The organism is Paenibacillus sp. BT-177 (genome assembly GCF_025846815.2).
Lineage (GTDB): Bacteria > Bacillota > Bacilli > Paenibacillales > Paenibacillaceae > Paenibacillus > Paenibacillus polymyxa_C.
Genome location: NZ_JAOYTP010000005.1, coordinates 171241 through 191108, shown reverse-complemented (window position 1 = coordinate 191108; position 19868 = coordinate 171241). Strand labels below are relative to the sequence as shown.

Annotated in this window: 21 protein-coding genes; 17 read left to right on the top strand and 4 right to left on the bottom strand. The window is 48.8% G+C overall.

Going from position 1 to position 19868, the window contains the following annotated elements; genetic code table 11:
• The first annotated feature begins 158 nt into the window (after positions 1 to 158).
• From OIU26_RS17145 to OIU26_RS17065, 17 genes are all read left to right on the top strand, one after another.
• Entirely contained in the window at positions 159 to 1097 is a 939-nt protein-coding gene (locus tag OIU26_RS17145) for a glycosyltransferase family 2 protein (protein ID WP_165081621.1), read from the top strand.
• The gene (locus OIU26_RS17140; RefSeq protein WP_264217499.1) at positions 1094 to 2029 is read left to right on the top strand and encodes a glycosyltransferase; all 936 of its coding nucleotides are present in this window, start codon (positions 1094 to 1096) and stop codon (positions 2027 to 2029) included. Before OIU26_RS17145 ends, OIU26_RS17140 begins: the two co-directional genes overlap by 4 nt.
• Positions 2026 to 2826: a glycosyltransferase family 2 protein gene (locus OIU26_RS17135; RefSeq protein ID WP_264217498.1), complete on the top strand. Its 801-nt coding sequence runs from the start codon at positions 2026 to 2028 to the stop codon at positions 2824 to 2826. Before OIU26_RS17140 ends, OIU26_RS17135 begins: the two co-directional genes overlap by 4 nt.
• Complete coding sequence (locus tag OIU26_RS17130; RefSeq protein ID WP_090738364.1) at positions 2823 to 3554, top strand: sugar phosphate nucleotidyltransferase; 732 nt, start codon at positions 2823 to 2825, stop codon at positions 3552 to 3554. The genes OIU26_RS17135 and OIU26_RS17130 overlap by 4 nt, the downstream gene beginning before the upstream one ends.
• A gap of 72 nt (positions 3555 to 3626) precedes the next feature.
• The gene (locus OIU26_RS17125) at positions 3627 to 5090 is read left to right on the top strand and encodes a glycosyltransferase (protein ID WP_264217497.1); all 1464 of its coding nucleotides are present in this window, start codon (positions 3627 to 3629) and stop codon (positions 5088 to 5090) included.
• A 118-nt stretch (positions 5091 to 5208) separates the two neighbouring features.
• The gene (locus tag OIU26_RS17120) at positions 5209 to 5496 is read left to right on the top strand and encodes a hypothetical protein (RefSeq protein ID WP_013372834.1); all 288 of its coding nucleotides are present in this window, start codon (positions 5209 to 5211) and stop codon (positions 5494 to 5496) included.
• A 29-nt stretch (positions 5497 to 5525) separates the two neighbouring features.
• On the top strand, positions 5526 to 5858 hold the full coding sequence (locus OIU26_RS17115; protein WP_013372833.1) for a hypothetical protein: 333 nt from the start codon (positions 5526 to 5528) through the stop codon (positions 5856 to 5858).
• Positions 5858 to 6208 (top strand): hypothetical protein, encoded by a 351-nt coding sequence (locus OIU26_RS17110; RefSeq protein ID WP_129549923.1) that lies wholly within the window; start codon positions 5858 to 5860, stop codon positions 6206 to 6208. The genes OIU26_RS17115 and OIU26_RS17110 overlap by 1 nt, the downstream gene beginning before the upstream one ends.
• Complete coding sequence (locus OIU26_RS17105; protein WP_155617182.1) at positions 6156 to 6515, top strand: hypothetical protein; 360 nt, start codon at positions 6156 to 6158, stop codon at positions 6513 to 6515. The genes OIU26_RS17110 and OIU26_RS17105 overlap by 53 nt, the downstream gene beginning before the upstream one ends.
• Before the next feature lie 182 nt (positions 6516 to 6697).
• Positions 6698 to 7789 (top strand): glycosyltransferase family protein, encoded by a 1092-nt coding sequence (locus tag OIU26_RS17100; RefSeq protein WP_264217496.1) that lies wholly within the window; start codon positions 6698 to 6700, stop codon positions 7787 to 7789.
• A 33-nt stretch (positions 7790 to 7822) separates the two neighbouring features.
• On the top strand, positions 7823 to 8956 hold the full coding sequence (locus OIU26_RS17095; RefSeq protein WP_025675922.1) for a CgeB family protein: 1134 nt from the start codon (positions 7823 to 7825) through the stop codon (positions 8954 to 8956).
• A 59-nt stretch (positions 8957 to 9015) separates the two neighbouring features.
• A complete protein-coding gene (locus OIU26_RS17090; protein ID WP_264217495.1) occupies positions 9016 to 10641 on the top strand; it encodes a glycosyltransferase family 4 protein in 1626 nt (541 codons plus the stop codon).
• 144 nt (positions 10642 to 10785) lie between these two features.
• Positions 10786 to 11877, top strand: coding sequence for a non-hydrolyzing UDP-N-acetylglucosamine 2-epimerase (gene wecB / locus OIU26_RS17085; RefSeq protein ID WP_264217494.1), 1092 nt, complete (start codon positions 10786 to 10788; stop codon positions 11875 to 11877).
• A complete protein-coding gene (locus OIU26_RS17080; RefSeq protein ID WP_013372825.1) occupies positions 11870 to 12856 on the top strand; it encodes a polysaccharide biosynthesis protein in 987 nt (328 codons plus the stop codon). The genes wecB and OIU26_RS17080 overlap by 8 nt, the downstream gene beginning before the upstream one ends.
• Positions 12853 to 13707 carry a dTDP-4-dehydrorhamnose reductase family protein gene (locus OIU26_RS17075; RefSeq protein ID WP_264217493.1) on the top strand — a complete coding sequence of 285 codons (855 nt, stop codon included), beginning with the start codon at positions 12853 to 12855 and terminating at the stop codon, positions 13705 to 13707. The genes OIU26_RS17080 and OIU26_RS17075 overlap by 4 nt, the downstream gene beginning before the upstream one ends.
• The gene (locus OIU26_RS17070; protein ID WP_264217492.1) at positions 13668 to 14696 is read left to right on the top strand and encodes an NAD-dependent epimerase/dehydratase family protein; all 1029 of its coding nucleotides are present in this window, start codon (positions 13668 to 13670) and stop codon (positions 14694 to 14696) included. The genes OIU26_RS17075 and OIU26_RS17070 overlap by 40 nt, the downstream gene beginning before the upstream one ends.
• Positions 14693 to 15412 carry a glycosyltransferase gene (locus OIU26_RS17065; RefSeq protein ID WP_090738369.1) on the top strand — a complete coding sequence of 240 codons (720 nt, stop codon included), beginning with the start codon at positions 14693 to 14695 and terminating at the stop codon, positions 15410 to 15412. Before OIU26_RS17070 ends, OIU26_RS17065 begins: the two co-directional genes overlap by 4 nt.
• 153 nt (positions 15413 to 15565) lie before the next feature.
• Here OIU26_RS17065 and OIU26_RS17060 read toward each other — a convergent pair whose 3' ends face one another.
• The 4 genes from OIU26_RS17060 to OIU26_RS17045 form a co-directional block, all read right to left on the bottom strand.
• Positions 15566 to 15958 carry a hypothetical protein gene (locus OIU26_RS17060; RefSeq protein ID WP_264217491.1) on the bottom strand — a complete coding sequence of 131 codons (393 nt, stop codon included), beginning with the start codon at positions 15956 to 15958 and terminating at the stop codon, positions 15566 to 15568.
• A gap of 211 nt (positions 15959 to 16169) precedes the next feature.
• Positions 16170 to 17564, bottom strand: a complete 1395-nt coding sequence (locus OIU26_RS17055) for a glycosyltransferase family 2 protein (RefSeq protein WP_264217490.1) — start codon at positions 17562 to 17564, stop codon at positions 16170 to 16172.
• 12 nt (positions 17565 to 17576) lie between these two features.
• Entirely contained in the window at positions 17577 to 18293 is a 717-nt protein-coding gene (locus OIU26_RS17050; protein ID WP_264217489.1) for a glycosyltransferase, read from the bottom strand.
• A gap of 242 nt (positions 18294 to 18535) precedes the next feature.
• Entirely contained in the window at positions 18536 to 19684 is a 1149-nt protein-coding gene (locus tag OIU26_RS17045) for a glycosyltransferase family 4 protein (protein ID WP_264217488.1), read from the bottom strand.
• Positions 19685 to 19868: the final 184 nt, after the last annotated feature.

The following is a 19868-nucleotide window of genomic DNA, read 5'->3' as shown; positions in this document are numbered from 1 at the left end:
ATAGGAATAATAAGTTTTGTAAAATAAAGTCGAAAATTGCTGTGTCGAAAAGACTCCACGCTTGCCGTTACACACGGCGTTTGGACCGCATAGGTTATGTTGAACTGTCCTAATCATGCTGTTCATCTATACAGCAGCAAGGGGGGTGAGACGGGAGCATGAAAAAGCGTGGAAGAGCTGGATTCAAGATCAATCGGAGGAGGCATTCCAGGGCTTACTATCATTCTAAGATGTGGCTGCCATTCCGAATGCCGAACATGGATAAGAAGCCGATAACCCCAGATAAGAGCGAGGTTCTCGATACGGAGAGAGGGACACAGATCGGCGGAGCGCGGCCATCTGAACCGCCATCAGTGGGAAAGGTTCTCGTATCTGTCATTATTCCGGCCATGAATGAGCAAAGAACAATCGGAGCTGTGATTCGCGAAGCGCGCCATGTCCATCCACAAACAGAGGTTATCGTTGTTGAGAACGGATCACGCGATAGAACGGCGAAGGTAGCTGCGGCGGCGGGGGCTCGTGTACTTTCCTTCCCAGAACCGCTCGGACATGATGTTGGCCGTCGTATTGGAGCGGAGGCGGCATCCGGACAGATCCTGCTTTTTCTGGATGGTGATATCGTCATTCCCTGCGTCAGACTTCGGCCATTTATACAGGCCGTATGTGCAGGAGCGGATGTGGTGCTGAATGATTACCATGGACCTGTGAATCGCACGCCCATACATCCTGTAGTTGAGGCAAAGCATGTATTGAATATCTTGTCGAATCGTGCTGATTTAGGGGGAGCCTCTATGACTGGTATTCCACATGCCATAAGTCAAAAGGCTTTAAAGGAAATAGGTCTAAAGTCCTTGGAGAAACCTCCGCTATTTCAAGTGATGTCCATCGTCTCCGGGTTGCGAGTGGTGACTGTACATGGAATAGCTGTCGGTAGAATGAACGCAACACGTAAAAAACAGAACGGCAAGGACCCGCTGGCAGGTGTAATTGTCCAGGATCACCTGGATGCCATTGCCTGGCTTACATCACGTCTGGGAGCACGTGCGGGATATACGGATTTGGAGCGCAAACGGATCAGAGATGAGGTGAAAACGTGACTAGAGCGTATCGCAGAAGAAAGCGTGAAGACCCGGGCTGGGGGCTAAGACGTGTACAGCGAAAACGAGAAACGACGGCTTCGATGCATAGCCGCCGGGTGAGAAAACCCACCCCTCGGGCGCAAGAAATACCCGAAGTCAATCTGACCGAGGAACGTGAAGCCCCCAGTGATATAGTATTGCAGGGGACTGCAGCAGCCGTGGTCAGCGTCTGTAATGAGGAGGCTACGATTGACCGGGTACTGGGCGAGCTGGAGAAACTTCCGCTTGCGGATATCATTGTCGTATTGAACGGCTGTACGGATGGTACGCGCTCCGCCGTAGCCAAACGTCATCCTGGTGCGACTCTCGTTGACGTACCGGATCGCCTGGGACATGATGTTGGCCGTGCGATAGGCGCACGTCTGACGCAGGCTGATATTGTGCTGTTCGTGGACGGAGATTTGCCGATCCCAGCGTCTGATTTGCTGCCTTTTCTTCAAGCGGTCGATCAGGGAACGGATGTGGCGCTTAATGATCTGGGCAGACATTTGCCTCCTTATACCCAACAGGACAGCGTAACACGGTGCAAAGGGTTTCTGAACCGAGTATTGCGCAGGTCGGATCTTGGAGCAAGCTCATTGACCGCTGTACCGCATGCATTATCACGGCGTGTGCTGAATCAGCTTGGCCCAGCTGTGCTAGCAGTCCCACCGAAGGCCCACGCCATGGCAATTTTGTATGGCATGATCGTGGAGGCAGTACATGCTGTCGACGTTATTAATACAAACCGCAAGCGGACCTTCAATGTCGGGAAAGGGAACGCTATGGAGCAGTTAATCATCGGCGATCATGCAGAGGCGCTGACGGCAGTGTTTCAGGTAGCCGGGTATTCTCCGCTCGGGCCTGTTCCAACACGGGTAGACGTTGCCAAAGGGAGGAATGCACGATGAGTCTGACGAGCATCATTATTCCGACTTATAATGGCCTTCATTTATTAAAGCCGTGTATCGAGGCGATTCGAACACATACGATAGATGCACCGTATGAAATTATTGTTGTGGACAACGCTTCGAATGACGGGACGGATGATTTTTGTGCATCCGAGCGGCTAATCAGCGTACGTCTTCCTGAAAACAGGGGCTTTCCGGCAGCTTGTAATATGGGGCTCCGTCTGGCTTCGGGCGATCAATTCGTCATTTTAAACAATGATGTGACGGTTACACGGGGATGGCTATCGAATATGTTGGCTGCTTTGCACAGTGAAAGCACAGTGGGACTGGTGGGACCGGTGACGAATTACATCAGCGGTATTCAGCAGATTCATGGAATAGAAGGAGATTTCGCCAGCTGTCTGAGGTATGCGGAGCAGAATAATGTAAGCAATCCCTCCAGATGGCAAGAGGTCAAGCGGCTAGTCGGGTTTTGTCTGTTGTTCCGGCGTGAGCTGCTGGAACGGATTGGATGGCTGGATGAACGATTCAGCCCCGGACATTATGAGGATGACGATTATTGTCTGCGTGCACGCGTACATGGCTATAAGCTGCTCATGTGCAACGACTGTTTTGTCTATCACCAGGGAAATGCGAGTTTCTCGCGCTCGGAAACTTCTTGGCTCGAAGAGCTGATCGAGCGGAACTATCGATTATTTATAGAAAAATGGAGCATAGATCCCAGAATGTTCATTGAAACTGGGAACGCTGCGATCCCATGCACTGAACATGCTGTCGAAGGAGGAAGGAAGATATGAAAGGGATTATTCTCGCAGGAGGAACCGGGTCGCGTCTTCATCCGTTGACTACATTACTCAACAAGCATCTGCTTCCAGTCGGCAAGTATCCCATGATCGTATATGGTATCGAAAGGCTACGGCAAGCGGGGATTACCGATATGCTCATTATTATTGGTAAACAATCGGCCGGACTGTACACTGATTTTTTAGGCAGCGGCAGTGATTATGGTGTCCAATTGACATACCGGATTCAAGAAAAAGCGGGCGGCATTGCGCAAGCTCTCGAATTGGCAAGAAGCTACATGCAGTCAGAAGAGAAGTTCACTGTTTTGCTAGGTGATAATTTGTTCAAGGAAGACTTGGGACCTGTCATCGAACGCTTCAAACAACAGCCACCGGGGAGCGCCAGAGTCTTGCTGAAAAAGGTGGCAGATGCCCGTCGTTACGGGGTGCCTGTGTTTGACCCCGAGCGCCCGGAGAGTATTACGCGGATTGAAGAAAAGCCGCAGCATCCCCAGTCCAAATATTGCGTTACGGGTATCTATATGTATGATACTGCCGTATTCGATAAGATCCGGGAAATAGCGCCTTCGGCACGTGGTGAGCTTGAGATCACCGATGTTAACAACTGTTATGCTGCTGAAGGCAAGCTGGAATATGACATTTTACGGCGCTACTGGAGCGACGCAGGAACCTTCGATTCCCTTCAGGAAGCTGGAGTGAAAATGAAGGGACTTCTACCTTGATTTCAATGAAACACCATCCAGCCGGGCCAGGCATATAGTATAGGCATAATGCCACCCGGAGGAGTGAACGGCATGAAACGCCTGAGTACGCAAAGGAAACACAGCAAACGGCTCGGAAAGAAGGGCTATTGGTCAGGATATAACAGGGGCCAGGAGCAAGGCAGGAAGTTGGGGCAGGCTTCGTTCGGCAAGATTTTTGAAGGCGTAAGTATTATCATTCCGTCCTGTAATCAGCTTCAACAGCTCCGTGTTTGCATTCACCATATTGAGGAGAATACGAGCCATCCTCACGAAATTATTGTGGTAGACTGCGGCTCGACGGACGGGACACCTACCTATTTGCTCCGTAAAAGCATCGCTGTACGCTATGCGCTGTTAACAAAGGATGTTCAGATGATCGGCAGTTTGAATCAGGGACTGATGATGGCAAAAGGTACAACTATTGTCGTACTGGACCCAAACTCGATGGTGACTCCTGGCTGGCTGGACCGGTTGATGAGCTGTTTATACAGCGATTCGCGTATGGGAGTTGTCGGTCCTGTAACGAATGGTCCATTCGGAGAACAGCAGGTTGAGGTTCCTGATATGAATGAAAATGAAGTACGTCCATTTGCCATGGCCCATAATATTCCCAACCCGGATGCATGGCGAGAGACGGAAAGCCTGGGCGCATTTTGTCTACTACTACGTAGAGAAACTTTGGTAAAGACGGGATACTGGGACGAAGGCTGCCACAGTATTGAGGAAGCCCATGCAGATTGGTTGCTGCGCGTACGCTTGTTGGGGATACGCATGACAATTGCCGGAGATGCGTTTATCCATTTTGTAGAAAGTGATCGGGATACGGTTTATGGTTTTCCTCAAACGACCGAAAGAATCGGTTCAACGGAGGAAAGAAGCCGGAACCGATCCTTTTTTGTCCAAAAGTGGGGGGACGCGGATAAGCTGTTCCACCACCCGGAATTTGGAACAGCAGAGCCGGACGGCCAAGAATTATCAAGTAAGGAAGCACACTTATCAGCAGCAAGCTTTTATCCCGTCGGAGCGCTTGTTCAGGGACCGTCCGGCGCAGTATTTCGGATAGAGCCGGAAAGTAGGCGGCTGTTGCATGAAGCCAGTGCTGCGGGAGGTAAATACGTGCGTCCCGTTAGAGTGTCCCAGCTTGATTTATTGGCGCTTCCCTTGGCAGATGAGCCGGAGGCGATGGTGTCCGGCGCCGCTGATGCCCCCCCTGTAGCTGTGGCGCATGAGGAACCCTTGCCTGTGCTGGCGGCTCCTGAGCTGGGAAACATGTCCATGTTGCCCACACTTCATATCCCGGCTCAACGCAAGCGATGGATCGAATTACTGTATGCTGAAGGTGGGCAGCTGTACCAAATCGGCAACGGTTGGAAAAGACCGTTTCTGACCCTCTACGCTGTGATGAGCTGGCGGGCTGAGGACTATCCAATTCAGTTTTTGTCCTCCGAAGAATTGTCGGCATTGACGGAGAAGCAACCTATTATTGCTCCACCAGTGCTACGAGGGCATTTGTGATGATCGAATAGGCTTTTTTAGGCGGAACCGACTACTCGCTGCGGCATACGCTGTAGTAGCGGAAAGCCCGTAGGTATTTCGTGCGTTCCGCACGGCGGAACACATAAAGGAGGGGCTTATGCATAACGAGTTAGATGATTTGCTGATCCATATTTCGCACTCGCAGCAGCAGATGTCGAGGTTGCTGGATGCGGAACGGCAGGTGGTCGTGCGCATGGCACAGATCATACATGAACTGCCGGATGAGGAGCCGCGTTTTGATGGAATTCCGGGCATTATTGATAGCTCGGGACAAGTAAACAAAAGCATTGTTGCCTATTTGAACGGTATTGCCGACCTTCAGGAAGCAATGGCTGAAATGCTCGTTCGTGTCGTGAAGGAGACGGCATACCCGGAAGAGGAGTAGTGTAACAATCGAGGGTAGGGAGTGAACACATGAGTAGGGAAAAAGCAATGATTCACATGCTGGACGCAGCCTCTAAGATGCAGCGGAATGTGTCTATGATTCTGGAGGCCAAGGCGGTCGAAGCAGAAAAAATGCGTAATTGGACGCTGAACCATCTGGCGCCTCACGCATTTGACACCGATGAAGAGCAGTTGGGACGGCCTTTGGAAATTCACGAGCAGATGGTGGAAATGCTGGAGGGATTAACCCGGCTTCAGACTGGACTATGCAGTAATCTCAAAGCATTGCTGGACCAGGATGAGCAGCAGGGTGGCGGAATGGAAGGGATGATGGGAGGCATGGGCTCGGGGGATATGAACTAATGAGCATGAGGCGTGAACGTGAGATTAAGCTGGATATGATGGAGTCTATTGCTGCCAGCCAGCACGCCGTTGCCCGGATGCTGACCAGTCTTGCGGACTTGACGCCCCATGCGGATATGTCGGCTCCCCGTCTGGAAGAGACCATCCGTATACTCAGCAACTACCAGGGAGAAATCACGAAAATGTTGGCGGGTATTCCTTTGAGAAGACAGGTATATGGGAAACCAACGAAGCCATGGCTCCATGTGCCTGTTCAAAAAAATGAAACCAAGACGAGAAAGCAAAGGAGGAGTGAAAATGAGTACAAGGTGGGAACGCACAGCTCGAGACAAAGCCCGCAAAAGACGTAAAGATGCCCGGCGTTCTAGCATTCGTAGATTAAAACGGAGAAGAAGACGTCTGCTTGCTCTTAGACGCCGTAAAAGGGGGCTTAATTCAGTACGTAGAAGACGTTCTCTTCTGCGGCGGCGGAAAAAACCTCAAGCTAACCCGGCCGCAGCTCCTTCTGCGGAGAACCCACAGCCCGTTCCTGTTGCATTAGAGCATGACCCGCAGGCATTCCAGCAGGGATATGATGCTGCTTACAATGAGGGTTTCAATTCAGGCTTTGCCAAAGGTTATGAAGATGGCCACCAGGTCGCTTACAAGGCACAGTAAACTATGAAAATCATCTATTACGGTTAACCCCCCGAAGCCTAGCAGCTTCGGGGTTATTTGCGTTTGGGCAGTTGGACGGGCAAACGCCAATTTTGTCCGGGCAGTGGCAGTCGTCCATGATGCGTTTGACCCCTGTGCATATAGTTTAGGAGTGACAGAAGTTTATTCTACAACAGGACAGGGTGAAGGATGTGAATGATCAACGAAGCGGAAATGAACGCGAAGCATACCGATGCGGCTATCGGGAAGGACGCAGAATGGGCGGTTGCACGGCTGCTCTGTCACAGGTCGTGGCAATACAACCTGCTGTTCGCCAGTTGAAAGTGTTGTATATTCCGCAAGGTTTCGTAGCTATAGACACAGGTGTGCAAGAGGCATTAAGCCAAATATGCAGCTCGTGCGCCATCGGTACTCCTGCCACGATGCTGGCTGACGCTAAGGCTCACCGTCCAGATCTCGTACTGGTCATGAATGGGCTGCATGTGTTTCCGGACGATCATCTGGAGCAGGTACAACAAATACGAGCCATGGGTATTCGGACGGCCATATGGTTTGTAGATGATCCCTACTTTACGGAGGATACGGCGTTGATCTGTCAATCCTACGATGTCGTTTTTACGCATGAAAATTCTTGTCTGCCGTTTTATCGTGATCAGGGAGTAACGAGGGTTCACTATATGCCGCTTGCTGTGTCAGCCCGTATCTTTTATCCCCGGCGGGTAGAGAGTGAGCATCAGCATGATATTTGCTTCATTGGAAATGCCTTCTGGAACCGTGTGAAGCTGTTTGACTACCTTGCTCCCTTCTTGGCGGATAAAAGAGTGCTGATCATAGGTGGACACTGGGATCGGCTGAGCCGGCTGGATGTGCTGGAACGCTTTATCCGTCCGGGTTTTATGGAGCCGGAAGAGACCGCTCAATATTATAACGGTTCCAAAATTGTCATCAATATGCACCGCCCGACAGACCCCGGACTGGATAATCGGAATACACACCAGTTGTCAGCGGAGTCCATCAATCCTCGGACATACGAAATTTCTGCTTGCGGGACGCTTCAAATGACGGATGTGCGGAAGGATCTGAGCCGTTATTACCAACCAGGCTATGACATTGAGACCTTCTCGGGAGCAGAGGAACTGAAAGTGAAGCTGGACTATTATCTCAAGCATGACTGGGAACGCGAACGCATAGCTTGGCGCGCACTGCACACCACCATGCAAAAGCATAGGTACTCGAATCGTATGGAAGAATTGCTGGACAAGGCGATGGCCTAAAGTAAACACCATAAACAGTGAGGAGTGAAAGTGATGACGATATCTACGACAGGACCGTATGACCCAGCTGTTCACCAGACGGCGGCGGCCTCCTGGGAGAAGGGGAGAGCTGCGGGGATCCATGACGGATACGACGAGGGATACCTGCGCGGACGTGCTAACGCGATTGTCTCGCGCACAAAAGCAACGTTCCCTTTTCGACAGATCCATGTACTGTATGTCGTCTCGGGCAAAGGCCTTCCGTATTCTCCGCTGGATGAGGCGGTCATTACCACATTGCAGAGCATGACGGCTCAGGTTACCGTAACAGACCCGCGCCAGCCGGTAGGAGATATTGCTGCTCAGCTTCGTCCGAATCTGATGCTGGCACTGGATGGGATGGACCTACCGTTAGAGCAGGTTGCTGCAGTACGCCAGTTGGGCATTCCCACTGCGATCTGGCTGACGGACGATCCCTATTACACCGATACGACGACCAAAATGGTGACGAATTATGATTATGTGTTCACCTTAGAGATGAACTGTATAGAACTGTATCGTCAGTTGGGCTGTACGTCGGTGCACTACTTGCCATTCGGGGCATTTTTGACTCACTATTTTCCACTCAGCTCGCCTGCTTCAGTGCGACGTGAGATTGGATTTACAGGCTCAGCCTACTGGAATCGCATCTATTTCTTCAATCCGATTATGCCACAGCTCATGGCCCGCAACATTAAAATCAACGGAATCTGGTGGGATCGTCTTCCGGATTATCAGTCGTATGGTGACAAAATTGAGCTGGGCCGCTGGATGTCTCCGGGCGAGACCAATGATACGTATAACGGCAGCAAAATCGTAATTAATCTTCATCGTTCCCATCAGGATGATTCGGTGAACAACAACTCACTGAAAATTCCAGGAGTTTCGCCAAATCCACGCACGTTTGAAATTTCCGCCAGTGGCACGTTGCAACTGACGGATACAAGAGACGATCTGGCTCGTTTTTACAAGCCAGGGGAAGAGATTGAAACTTACAGTTCTCAGCAGGAACTACTGGAGAAGGTTGAGTTTTATTTGACGCATGAAAAGGAGCGCCGTGAGATTGCTCTGCGTGCTCTGGAACGAACCCTGCGGGAGCACACGTATGGTCACCGGATTGACCAAATGCTATCGGTCATCTTCCCATAAGATAATTCACATGACGATGGTTGCTATTTTAAAGGAGGTGAACTCCGATCAAGCCGAAAATGATGCTATTCAGCCATGTCAGCAACGTCCGCAGTATTACAGGGGCGGAAAAGCTGCTACTGCATTTTTGTCTAGACATGCGTACGTATTTCGATTGCATTCTCGTAACCCCTGGTGAAGGGCGGCTGACCTCAATGGCCCGCAAGCGCGGGATAGCTGTTCAGACTCAGAATTTGTTCATGCTGCATGGCATGTATACCCCATATGAGGGATTGGCGCAGGATGCGGAGAATTTGCGGAACCATGTGGCGTATGCACCACTGCACCAGATGCTTCGACATGCTCGACCTGATGTGGTGCTGGTCAATACCTGTGTGAACGTCATGCCCGCAATGGTTGCCCAAGAGCTTAATATCCCGGTGATCTGGAAAATAACCGAGGTCATTAACCAGAATGCGCATACGCCGATTTCTGTTTCGATTATCGAGCGTTATAGCCAGTGGGTCATTGGCATTTCGCAGGCTGTTATGCGCCCTTTGCATGGCGGGGGATTGACACGTCCGCATACGATGTTGCCTCCTTGCCGGGATATGAATATGCCGTCTCCCAAAGAGTATGTGCTGGAACGGAGAAGGAAACGTGAAAAGCTGGGACTGCGAGATTTTCATATCTGCATTGGTTATATTTCTTCCTTTATCTACGAAGCCAAAGGGCTATTGCCTTTTGTCCACATGGCTCTAAAGCTGTGTGAAACCAATTCGCGGTGCCGTTTCTGGATCATCGGTAGCTCAGTGGATTCCGAGTATTACGTAAAATGTATCTCTTTGATTCGCCAGTCTCGTTATAGCCGCCGCTTCCAATTCAGTTCATTCGAGGAATCCGTTTCAACAGCCTATAGCGCAATGGATATTGTGGTGATCCCTAGTATGGTGGAGGAAGGCTTTGGTATGACGGCTCTGGAGGGTCTGGTGTACGGCAAGCCCGTCGTAGCCTTTGCGCAGGGCGGACTTGTGGAATTAATGGAGGCGACCGGAAATGCAGATTTTTTGGTAGAGCCAGGCAACAGCGATATGCTGGCGCAAAAAGTAGGCTATCTGCTCGATCATTCCGAGGAAGCGGAACGAATTGGTGTGCGTAACAACAGTGCGGCTACGCGTGTCTACGGACCTGATTCCTACCGAAGCAGTCTGCACGTCATGGTCAGTCAATGGGTATGTCATCATCCGCATTGGTTCCCGTTGATTCAGCAGCCGGGTGGTCCGGTATGGACGAGGGAAGGCGAAGGCCTGCGTCAGGTCACTGCAATACCGGAGGCTTATCTCAACACCGTTCGAGAATTTCCCGAATCGGTCGTTAATCAACTGCCAGTGCTGGGTCTGCCGCCAATCGAATATGCAGCCATTCAGGGTTTGCCACAACCAGTCCCCTCTTTGCCTGAGCCAACATCTGAGTTGCCTCGCCGCAAACGTAGTATTCGGGCAAGATGCCCAAAGGGCCGCAAGCATACCAAACTGCGGAGTCGCAGGTACAAGAGAAGCGCTGGCAGAAGCCGTCTCAAGAAAATTCACGGGTCCCCATTATATCGAAGATCCAAGTCCAGACAGAAGCTCAAGCGGAAATTCAAGCTCCAGTCAAGACGGTCGAAGGCGCACAAGCAGAAGCGAGTCACACTCAAGGCCAGATAGCATTCCAAACAACGGTCCGGGTGAAATACGCCGGACCGTCGAGATGAACGATAAGTCGGAGCACAGCCAGTCTGCTGGATGGCTATTATTCATTGAACTCCACAATTCAATGAAACAAAGACAGCAAAGGTGGGTTCCAAAACCATGAAAATATTGACCGTGCTCGGCACAAGACCGGAGATTATACGGCTCAGCCTGATTATTCCGAAGCTGGACCACTATGCAGATGAACATGTGCTTGTGCATACGGGCCAAAATTATACGGAAAGCCTGAGCGGACAATTCTTCCGCGAGCTGGGTTTGCGCGCCCCGGATTATGTGCTTCAGGAGAAAGCGGGAACGCTGGGCAAACAACTGTCTGCCATGTACTCGCAGATGGAGGACATTTTAAACAAGGAACGCCCAGATCATGTACTATTGCTCGGTGATACGAACAGCGCCTTATGTGCCCTGCTTGCGGAACGTATGGGTTACCCAGTTGTGCATATGGAGGCTGGGAACCGCTGTTATGATCTGGATGTGCCGGAGGAGAAGAACCGGCGCGTCATCGACGCGATTTCTACCATTAATATGCCTTATACAGAGCAAAGCAAGCAGCACCTACTACGTGAAGGCTTTCCAAGCCAACGAATTATACTGACTGGAAATCCGATCTATGAAGTCATGCAGCACTATGAGAAAGAGATAACTGGAAGCGAAATTTTGAAAAAGTTAGGATTGTCGCCGGGGAAATATTTCCTGGTCACTGCCCACAGAGCTGAAAATGTCGACCATCCACCGCATTTGCTGGCTATTTTGGATGGTCTTAACCGGGTAGCCCGGCAGTTCGGGCAGCGGGTCATTTGCAGTATCCATCCCCGCACCGCCGCTCGGATCGCAAGCCACCCGCCGATCCAGCTTGATCCGCTGGTAGAATTTCACGAGCCGTTCGGCTTTTTTGACTTCGTTCTGCTGGAGCGGCATGCCCGCTGCGCTTTGACGGACAGCGGCACCGTACAGGAAGAATGCTGTGTCATGGGGGTGCCGACCGTCACGATGCGTCGTACGACCGAACGGCCGGAAACGGTAGATTGCGGCAGCAATATCGTGTCCGGTCTTGATGGCGAGGTTATAGCAACCGCGGTAGCTATAATGACCGGGATGAACCATAAGTGGCAGTGTCCCGCAGGCTATCTGGCGGAAGATGTATCGGATAAGGTAGTCAAATTTTTGCTTGGAGGGAAACGGCATGTTTGAAAACCAACGTATCTTGGTTACCGGCGGTACCGGCTCTTGGGGGCATGAGCTGGTTACCCAGTTACTGCCGCGTAACCCCAAAGAGGTCATTATCTATTCACGTGGAGAATCGAGTCAGGTTGCCATGAACAGGCAGTTTGAGGATGAACGGCTCAGCTTCTGTATTGGAGATATCCGGGATAAGGACGCGCTGGTTACCGCTTGTCAGGGTGTGGACTATGTGTTTCATTTGGCGGCTCTCAAGCACGTACCTGTCTGTGAGGATCAGCCCTATGAAGCACTCAAAACCAATGTCGTAGGGACCCAAAACGTGATTGAGGCCGCTGTCGCCAATCAGGTAAAGAAAGTTATATATATATCGACTGACAAAGCCGCGAATCCGTCCAATTTTTACGGTATGACCAAGGCGATTGGAGAAAAATTGATTGTCTACGCCAATCTGCTGAATAGTGATACACGGTTCGTGACGGTGCGAGGCGGTAATGTATTGGGCACAAACGGAAGCGTAGTGCATCTGTTTCAAAACCAGATTCGCCAAAAGGGGAAGGTTTCTATTACGGATATGAAAATGACCCGTTTTTTCCTGACCCTGCGTGATGCGATCAGTCTCCTGTTCAAAGCTTCGGTGGAAAGTGTCGGCGGGGAAATTTTTATCATGACCATGCCAACCTGTCGCATTTTGGATTTGGCTGAGGTGCTCATTGAAGATTCGGGCGTGGAAAACGTAGAAATTGTAGAGCAAGGTGTCCGTCCCGGCGAAAAAATTCATGAGATTTTGATGAGTAACTTTGAAAGCCTGACAACGGTTGTGTATGACGAGCAATATTTGGTCATTCTCCCAACGCTGAACATCCCCCAATTAAGAGACCGTTATAGTCAGTGTCCTCCGGTATCATTCAGCAGCTTTAGCTCGGAGTTTAATCTGATGTCAAAAGAGGAAATTCGAACTATCCTCCGGAGCGGGGGGTTCATTAAATGAAGCTGCTTATTTTGGGTGGTAACGGTATGGCGGGCCATGTCCTGGTCGATTATTTTCAAAATCAGGGCAGGCATAACGTCTTCTATACCACCCGTGATCCCGAAAATAAAGGCGGTCTGCTACTGGATGTAAGAGACAGCTTTATGGTGGAGCAGTTGGTTCGCAGTGTGCGGCCAGACGTCATCATCAACGCGGTGGGTGTGCTGAATCAGTATGCCGGGGAGGATCAGATTACAGCATACCAAATCAACGGACTGTTGCCGCATCTTCTCCGGCGGACGGCGGACAGCATCGGTGCCCGACTCATTCATATCAGCACGGATTGTGTATTCGAGGGAAAGCGTGCTCCTGGTTTGTACAAGGAGACGGATCAGCCTGACGGGACAAGCGCCTATGCTGTGACGAAAATAATCGGAGAAGTAAAGGCGGCAGGGCATCTGACTATTCGTACCTCTATTATCGGTCCGGAAATTCGGAGGGAAGGCATTGGTCTGCTGCACTGGTTTTTGCAGCAGAGCGGAGATGTTGACGGATATCGCCGCGTCTTTTGGAACGGGGTCACGACACTGGAATTGGCTAAAGCGATACAGGTGCTTATGAATGAGCCGCTAGACGGACTCATTCATCTGGTTCACCCCGAACCGATCAGTAAACATGATTTGCTACTGCTGTTCAAAGACATCTGGAAGAGGGAGGATATTCGGATCGTGCCGAAAGATGAGCCGGTGCAAGATCGGACGCTTCGTTCTACCCGGGCCGATCTGCTCTACGATGTTCCTCACTACAGCATCATGCTGAAGGAGCTGCTGGAATGGACAGAAGCACAGCGGAACAACGTCGGCCTGTCATAGTCATTACCGGAGCGGCAGGCTATACCGGGATGCACGCCTGCCTCTATTTTGCAAAGCTCGGCTGGGAGGTGGCGGCGCTGACTCGCACTGCCGCTTCCGCATCAAAGCTGACCTCACTGGCTGGAGATGATGAGTATCCTAGTTGGGATGTCGGCACTCACGTCTGTATCACGCCTTATGTATGTGATTTGCTTGATAAGAAACGTCTTGACGAAGTAATCCGCCAAATTGCACCGGATTATGTGCTTCATCTGGGCGGTAAAAATTCGGTGCCTGAATCATGGCAAAGTCCACTGCTGTACATGGAATCCAATGTACTGTCCACATTGTATCTGCTGGATGTACTGCGCTCTTTCCCCAAAGTCCGAATTGTAGTGGCAGGTTCTCGCCTAAAGACGGTTTTGCAGGCACCGTATTATCCTCCGCACCCGTACAGCCTCAGCAAAAGCCTTCAAGAGGCAGTCGCGCTTTCGTGGGGTGCGCTGTTCGATCAATCCGTCATGCTGGCGGAGCCTTGCAATCTGATCGGCCCGGGTCCCTCCACCGGTTTCTGTGCACTGTTGGCAGGCTATATCGCACGGACCGAGCAGAGCGTGCGAGACGTACAGAATGTAGAGCCCCCTGCCCTTGCTTCCGTTTCTGCACCGACTCCGTTTCAGGTTTCTTCACGGCATGCGCTGCGAGATTTTCTGGACGTGCGCGATGCTGTCCGAGCGTATAGCGTGCTACTGGAGCGAGGTGTTCCGGGGCGTGTATACCCTGTTTGCTCAGGCAAGATGATGCAGTTGGGGGATATCGTAGAACGTATGATTGCGTTGGCAGACACCCCTGTTGCCATACAATGGGGAGATGTGACAGAAGAGGTGTCCACGGATGTATATCAGGCAAAGGAACTAGAGGAGCTGGGCTGGATGCCAACCATTCCGTTAGGACAATCACTGAAGGATATGATTGGCTACAGTCGAGCCAGAAAGGAAGAAACGAGATGAGACCGAGTGTAACGATCGTAATTCCGTTTTATAACTGCAGGTACGTCGATCAGGCACTGCAAAGCGCACTAGAGCAAACCTACGGCCCGCTTGAAATCATTGTCGTCGATGATGGTTCAACCACACATACTGAAATGCTTCATCCTTACCGTAAATATATCTATTATTTAGGTAAATTAAACGGTGGAACGGCCAGTGCACTTAATCACGGCATCCGACATGCCAACGGTGAATACATTGCGTGGCTCAGCTCGGATGATACCTTCCACAAGGATAAAATTAACAATCAGGTTTCCTTTATGCTGGATCAAGGTGCACATATCTCCCACACCAACTTCAACTTAATCAATGAATACAGCCAAATCACAAGATACCAGGCGGGACCGGTACTTCCGTCGATACAGGAATTTTATCGTTTTTTTCTGAAGGGTAACCCGGTAAACGGATGCACGGTTATGTTCAAAAAAGAACTGTTTACGGAGATAGGGTTGTTTAATGAGCTGCTGACGTATACCCACGATTTGGATATGTGGTACAGAGTTATACTGGCAGGATACGAGTTTCCTTTTTTAAACGAAGTGCTGGTAAACTACCGTTGGCATGATGAGATGGGAACGAACAAGCATCGACACGTCATTGAACAGGAATATTTAATTACCCAGGCACGCTACAGAACCAGCTTAACTGAGCTGCTGAACAGATTTGCAGCTATGTAGTACACAAATCAGAATATTGAAAAATTTTCAGCCTGTGACCTGCAGTGTCTGTGTAGAGCACGCAGATTCACAGGCCAATTACAAATTACTAATGATGATAGGGAGAGAGACCATGTTAGTTAGAAAACAATAACTTTGTCATGATTCAAACCATTATACAGTAGCAATTACTGCCCAATCGCCGAACGGGAAGACATGCTCTGGTACGAAATTGCCAGCAGCGTCTCTTCCTTGCGCCGCAATCGAAATATCACTGATAATTGCGGCGGCTACGGCTGGAGATGAAACGTTAATCTGATATGCTGCCACTACAGTAGGAATCGTAAGTGTGACTACTGCCCTTGGTGCACCCAAGGCAAATGTGGTTGTAAAATACGGTACTGCCACTGTACCTGTTGGTGCACTACCAGGTGCGCTATAAGCAGTAACAACGATGGGAGTGAGTGGAAGAGCTGTTGTATTAGTGATACGTAGTGTAACAGAACTCGAATGGAAACTACCATCTGGATTAAGGTTTTCAACGGCTCCTAACGAAAAAACGGCCATATTTTTCACCTCCTTGTAATACCAATATATGAAGAAAGAGTAGTAATAGAGTGTGTTAATATATAGAGGTGTTTAGTACAAATTAAGGAATCCCGGCTTGTCCAGTACCCGCAATTAACATTGCCCATCGACTTTTATTACCGCTGTATGTCGCGAAAAGATGATTAAACTACAGGCTGGTTCTATAAAGAACCAGCCTGTAGTTTAATCATCATAAAGCCACGATCATTGGACCTTGTGGGCTTCGGTTAAATACATCCGTCGGAAGGGGAATAGGAGGCTGTGTATGCCATCTGAACACATGAAGCTCTCTTTTACTGGGAATGGGTCGCAACCATCCGCCCTCTGCATAATATAGTCCGTGATCCGGGCCCATATACAACCGGTAATCGATCAGCTCATGCTCTTCGAAAACATTGGTATCAATAGGTGGACCAATAGGGAAAGTTTCCAGCTGCGCGAATGAAAGAGGAATCGATTCGTTGACCTCATAGCCCAGCAAACGGAACGATTCGAAATCGCGGAAGGGATAGCGCAGACCATGGCTGATCAGGTGCATACCGTTCATGGGATCTCTGGCGATGTAAACCGCTGGGAAATGCTCTCGAAGTTGGCCATTATGCAGTAACGGCTTGCCGTCGGGGATGCTGGTCACCGTGGTATCCGACAACTGGATTACCCGATCAAGACGAAAATGAAGAGCATGAAAAGTATCAAGCGACTCGACAGGCCGCTTCAGTCCTTTCTCGATTTGATAAATATTTCCTTTGGAATCTCGAATGAGTATTCCATTAGGTAAGGAAGAATCCTTAGGTCGATGGTGCGGATGCCCCGCAGCAAACTGTCCGGGGAAAAAGTATTCATCTAATGTATAAATGAGGCGTTCAGGGTTAAAATTCCATTTTCTTAGAAATATTCGGCGATTTCTCTGTCCCCATTCAACTATATCGATTGAATTATGTGTAAAACTTGCGTTACCCTCATGATGGACATGACTGTCTCCTGCGATGAGGAGCCTTAATCCCTTTTTTAGTGTCCGATACCCGAAATCAATATCTTCATAGCCACCTCCCGGGAATGCTTCGTCTAAATACCCGATCTGACTTATCAATTGACGACGGAACAACATACAAAATCCGCTTAAAGCCGTTGCATCCCGCCAAAGTGAGGGATTAGTGACATTAAAATTTTTGCTGAATTCATGATATGTCTCTGTGGTTGAATAGGACATGGGAAGGCGTTGCATTGGCATCACCATATTGGACACAGGACCGACAATGCCAATATCCGCTGAGCTAAAAAGTGCATGAATTAAATTTTCCAGCCAATGGTGAGATACCATCGTGTCATTATTGAGCAGGAGAATAGTATCCCCTATAGATGCCTTAATACCTTGATTACAAGCTGCTGCAAATCCACGGTTAGTTTCATTCTCAATTAAACGTACATTCTCCCGACGACGTAGTTGATGTTGAGTACCGTCTGTCGATCCATTGTCAATACAGATCAATTCGTAAGGAATGGTAGTGTAGCGCACGATGCTATCCAGACACCGTTCTGTTAGTTTCCAGTTGTTTAACGTAAGGATAACGATACTGACCAGCATAAAATTCTCTCCTTAAAGAGTATTCAGAACCACTTGTAATTGGTTCTGATATATCTGTCTGATGGTTTCTAATTCCTGTACAATAGCTTGGTAATGCTGGACCGTACCCATTTGTTCATGACGACGGTAGGCAGTGAGAGGCTCATCTAAATAGTGAAATTCTGTATGGTTCAATACTACACGAATCCAAAAATCATAATCATGAGTGTATAACAGCTTCTCATTGAAGTATCCAATGTTACGAACATAATCCTTTTTCATCATCACCGTACAGCCATTTAACGGGCAGTAGGAAGAAAATGCCTCAATAAAGGAACGTACTGTCGTAAATTTGGCAGTTGCATTGCGACATATTACCTCGTTTGCTTTGTTAATGACATGATAATCAGTGAAACTGACCTCAGCTTGATGTTGCTCCATAAAATTCACTTGACGTTCAATTTTGGTCGAATAAAACATATCGTCTGAACTAAGCCAAACAGTATACTTTCCGGTGGACATTTGTATACCATAATTGAGCGCGGTTGCCGTGCCGCCGTTCATCTTTCCTAGATAATAAATGCGATCCATATAAGGGATCAAACGTTCCTGGTGCATAGTTGACCCATCATCTACAACAATAATTTCGATATTCGGATAAGTTTGATTTAAGACGCTGGCTACAGCCTGATCTACGTACGGACAGTTGAAAAAGGGAATGATGACACTCACTTTCGGCAACGATTCCACGTTTCCTCACCCCGCAATCTTTATGTGCTTTCTCCCCACCATACGGTATGTTAAAACGAATTCATAATTGTGGACGATTGCCCGTGGTACTTCATTTTGGGGAGTTTATTTAAAGGAAAAAGAGGCAATTTACATCTCATTAATGTAACTGCCCCTTTTTTAGATTAGAGTGCTCAGATGTACGTTATGACTAATTGGTGAAAATCCTAAAGAAAAAGTTCGGAATGCCTGGATTGAACTTTTTATTGCTGGTTCAAACCATAAACGACAGCGTCAATTTCCTGAAGCAAGTTATTAAACCGGTTTTGGAATTTATCTATGCCGAAAGATTCTATGGATGCCTTGCGATTTTTAGTTCCTATTTCCAACATGCGCTCTTTATTTTGAAGGAGGTCAACAACTATTTGCCAAAGTCCGCCCACATCACCTTTAGGCACTAAAAACTTCTCATTCCCCGTATTTTTGAGTAGCTCACCAAGTCCTGCTGAGTCATAAGCAACTACTGGTTTGCCGAATATCATCCCCTCAAGAGCAGTCATTCCAAATCCTTCATCAATCATGCTAGGTACGACTACGACATCAAGCGCAGGGTATAATTGTTCAATGTGGCTTTCGAACGAATGAAATATAATGCGAGATGGATCTAATGTTGAATAAGCCAATGCTTTGCATTTATTGAAGTATTCTGTTATTTCTGGACTTCCAGCAATAAGAAATTTTACTTGAGGAAAGTGTGACATTAGCATATCGGCCATATAGATAAATTGATCAATTCCTTTATGGACGGAGATCATTCCGCTTATGAGTCCTATTAGCGTTTCGTGGTCGCCGATATTATGGGCTCCTCTCAGACAACGACGATTTTCCTCCCACCTTTCAGGGTGCAATTCAGCATCATTCCAGGAAGGATATATAAGCCTATTTTTATTATTAACTATTGAACCCTTAAAAGGTGCAAGTACTGCTTCCGATATACCGATAATCCAATCTGCATAATGATTTACCATCCGTACTGCATCAATCTGATGTACACCTGGATATAAGATTTCGTCTATTATCCAAACAACGGGAATGCCTGCTTTTTTTGCCGCAGCCGCAGGCAATGCATTAACCGATGTATTAACCATCACCCAATCCGGCCTGTGAACGTGCAGAAGTGTTAATAGGGATTGGTAGTAATTAGAAGATTCTTGTTTTGCAAATTCCTGATGCATAGCTGGCGATGATTCATACAAAGACCATAGCAGTGGGGAATCTTGAATGGCTATACGTATCCCCTTAGTTTCTGCTTCTACTGACAGCATGCCGCAACAGGGAACAACCAGCACAACCTCATACTGCTCGCTAAGGGTTTTAGCTAAAAAAAGTAGCCATTTCTCGGCACCCGACATTCGAGCCGGATGGCAAATATGTGAGAATAACATAACCTTAGACTTTACGCTCACGGGCTACATACCCTATGCACTTCTCGGGTATGATTGTCACCTCCTTTGGATAGGTAATTTACTATATGAGCAATGTCTATCTGTCGACACGACCATTCACCCATGTATTATTCATTGCAAGGTAGTCATA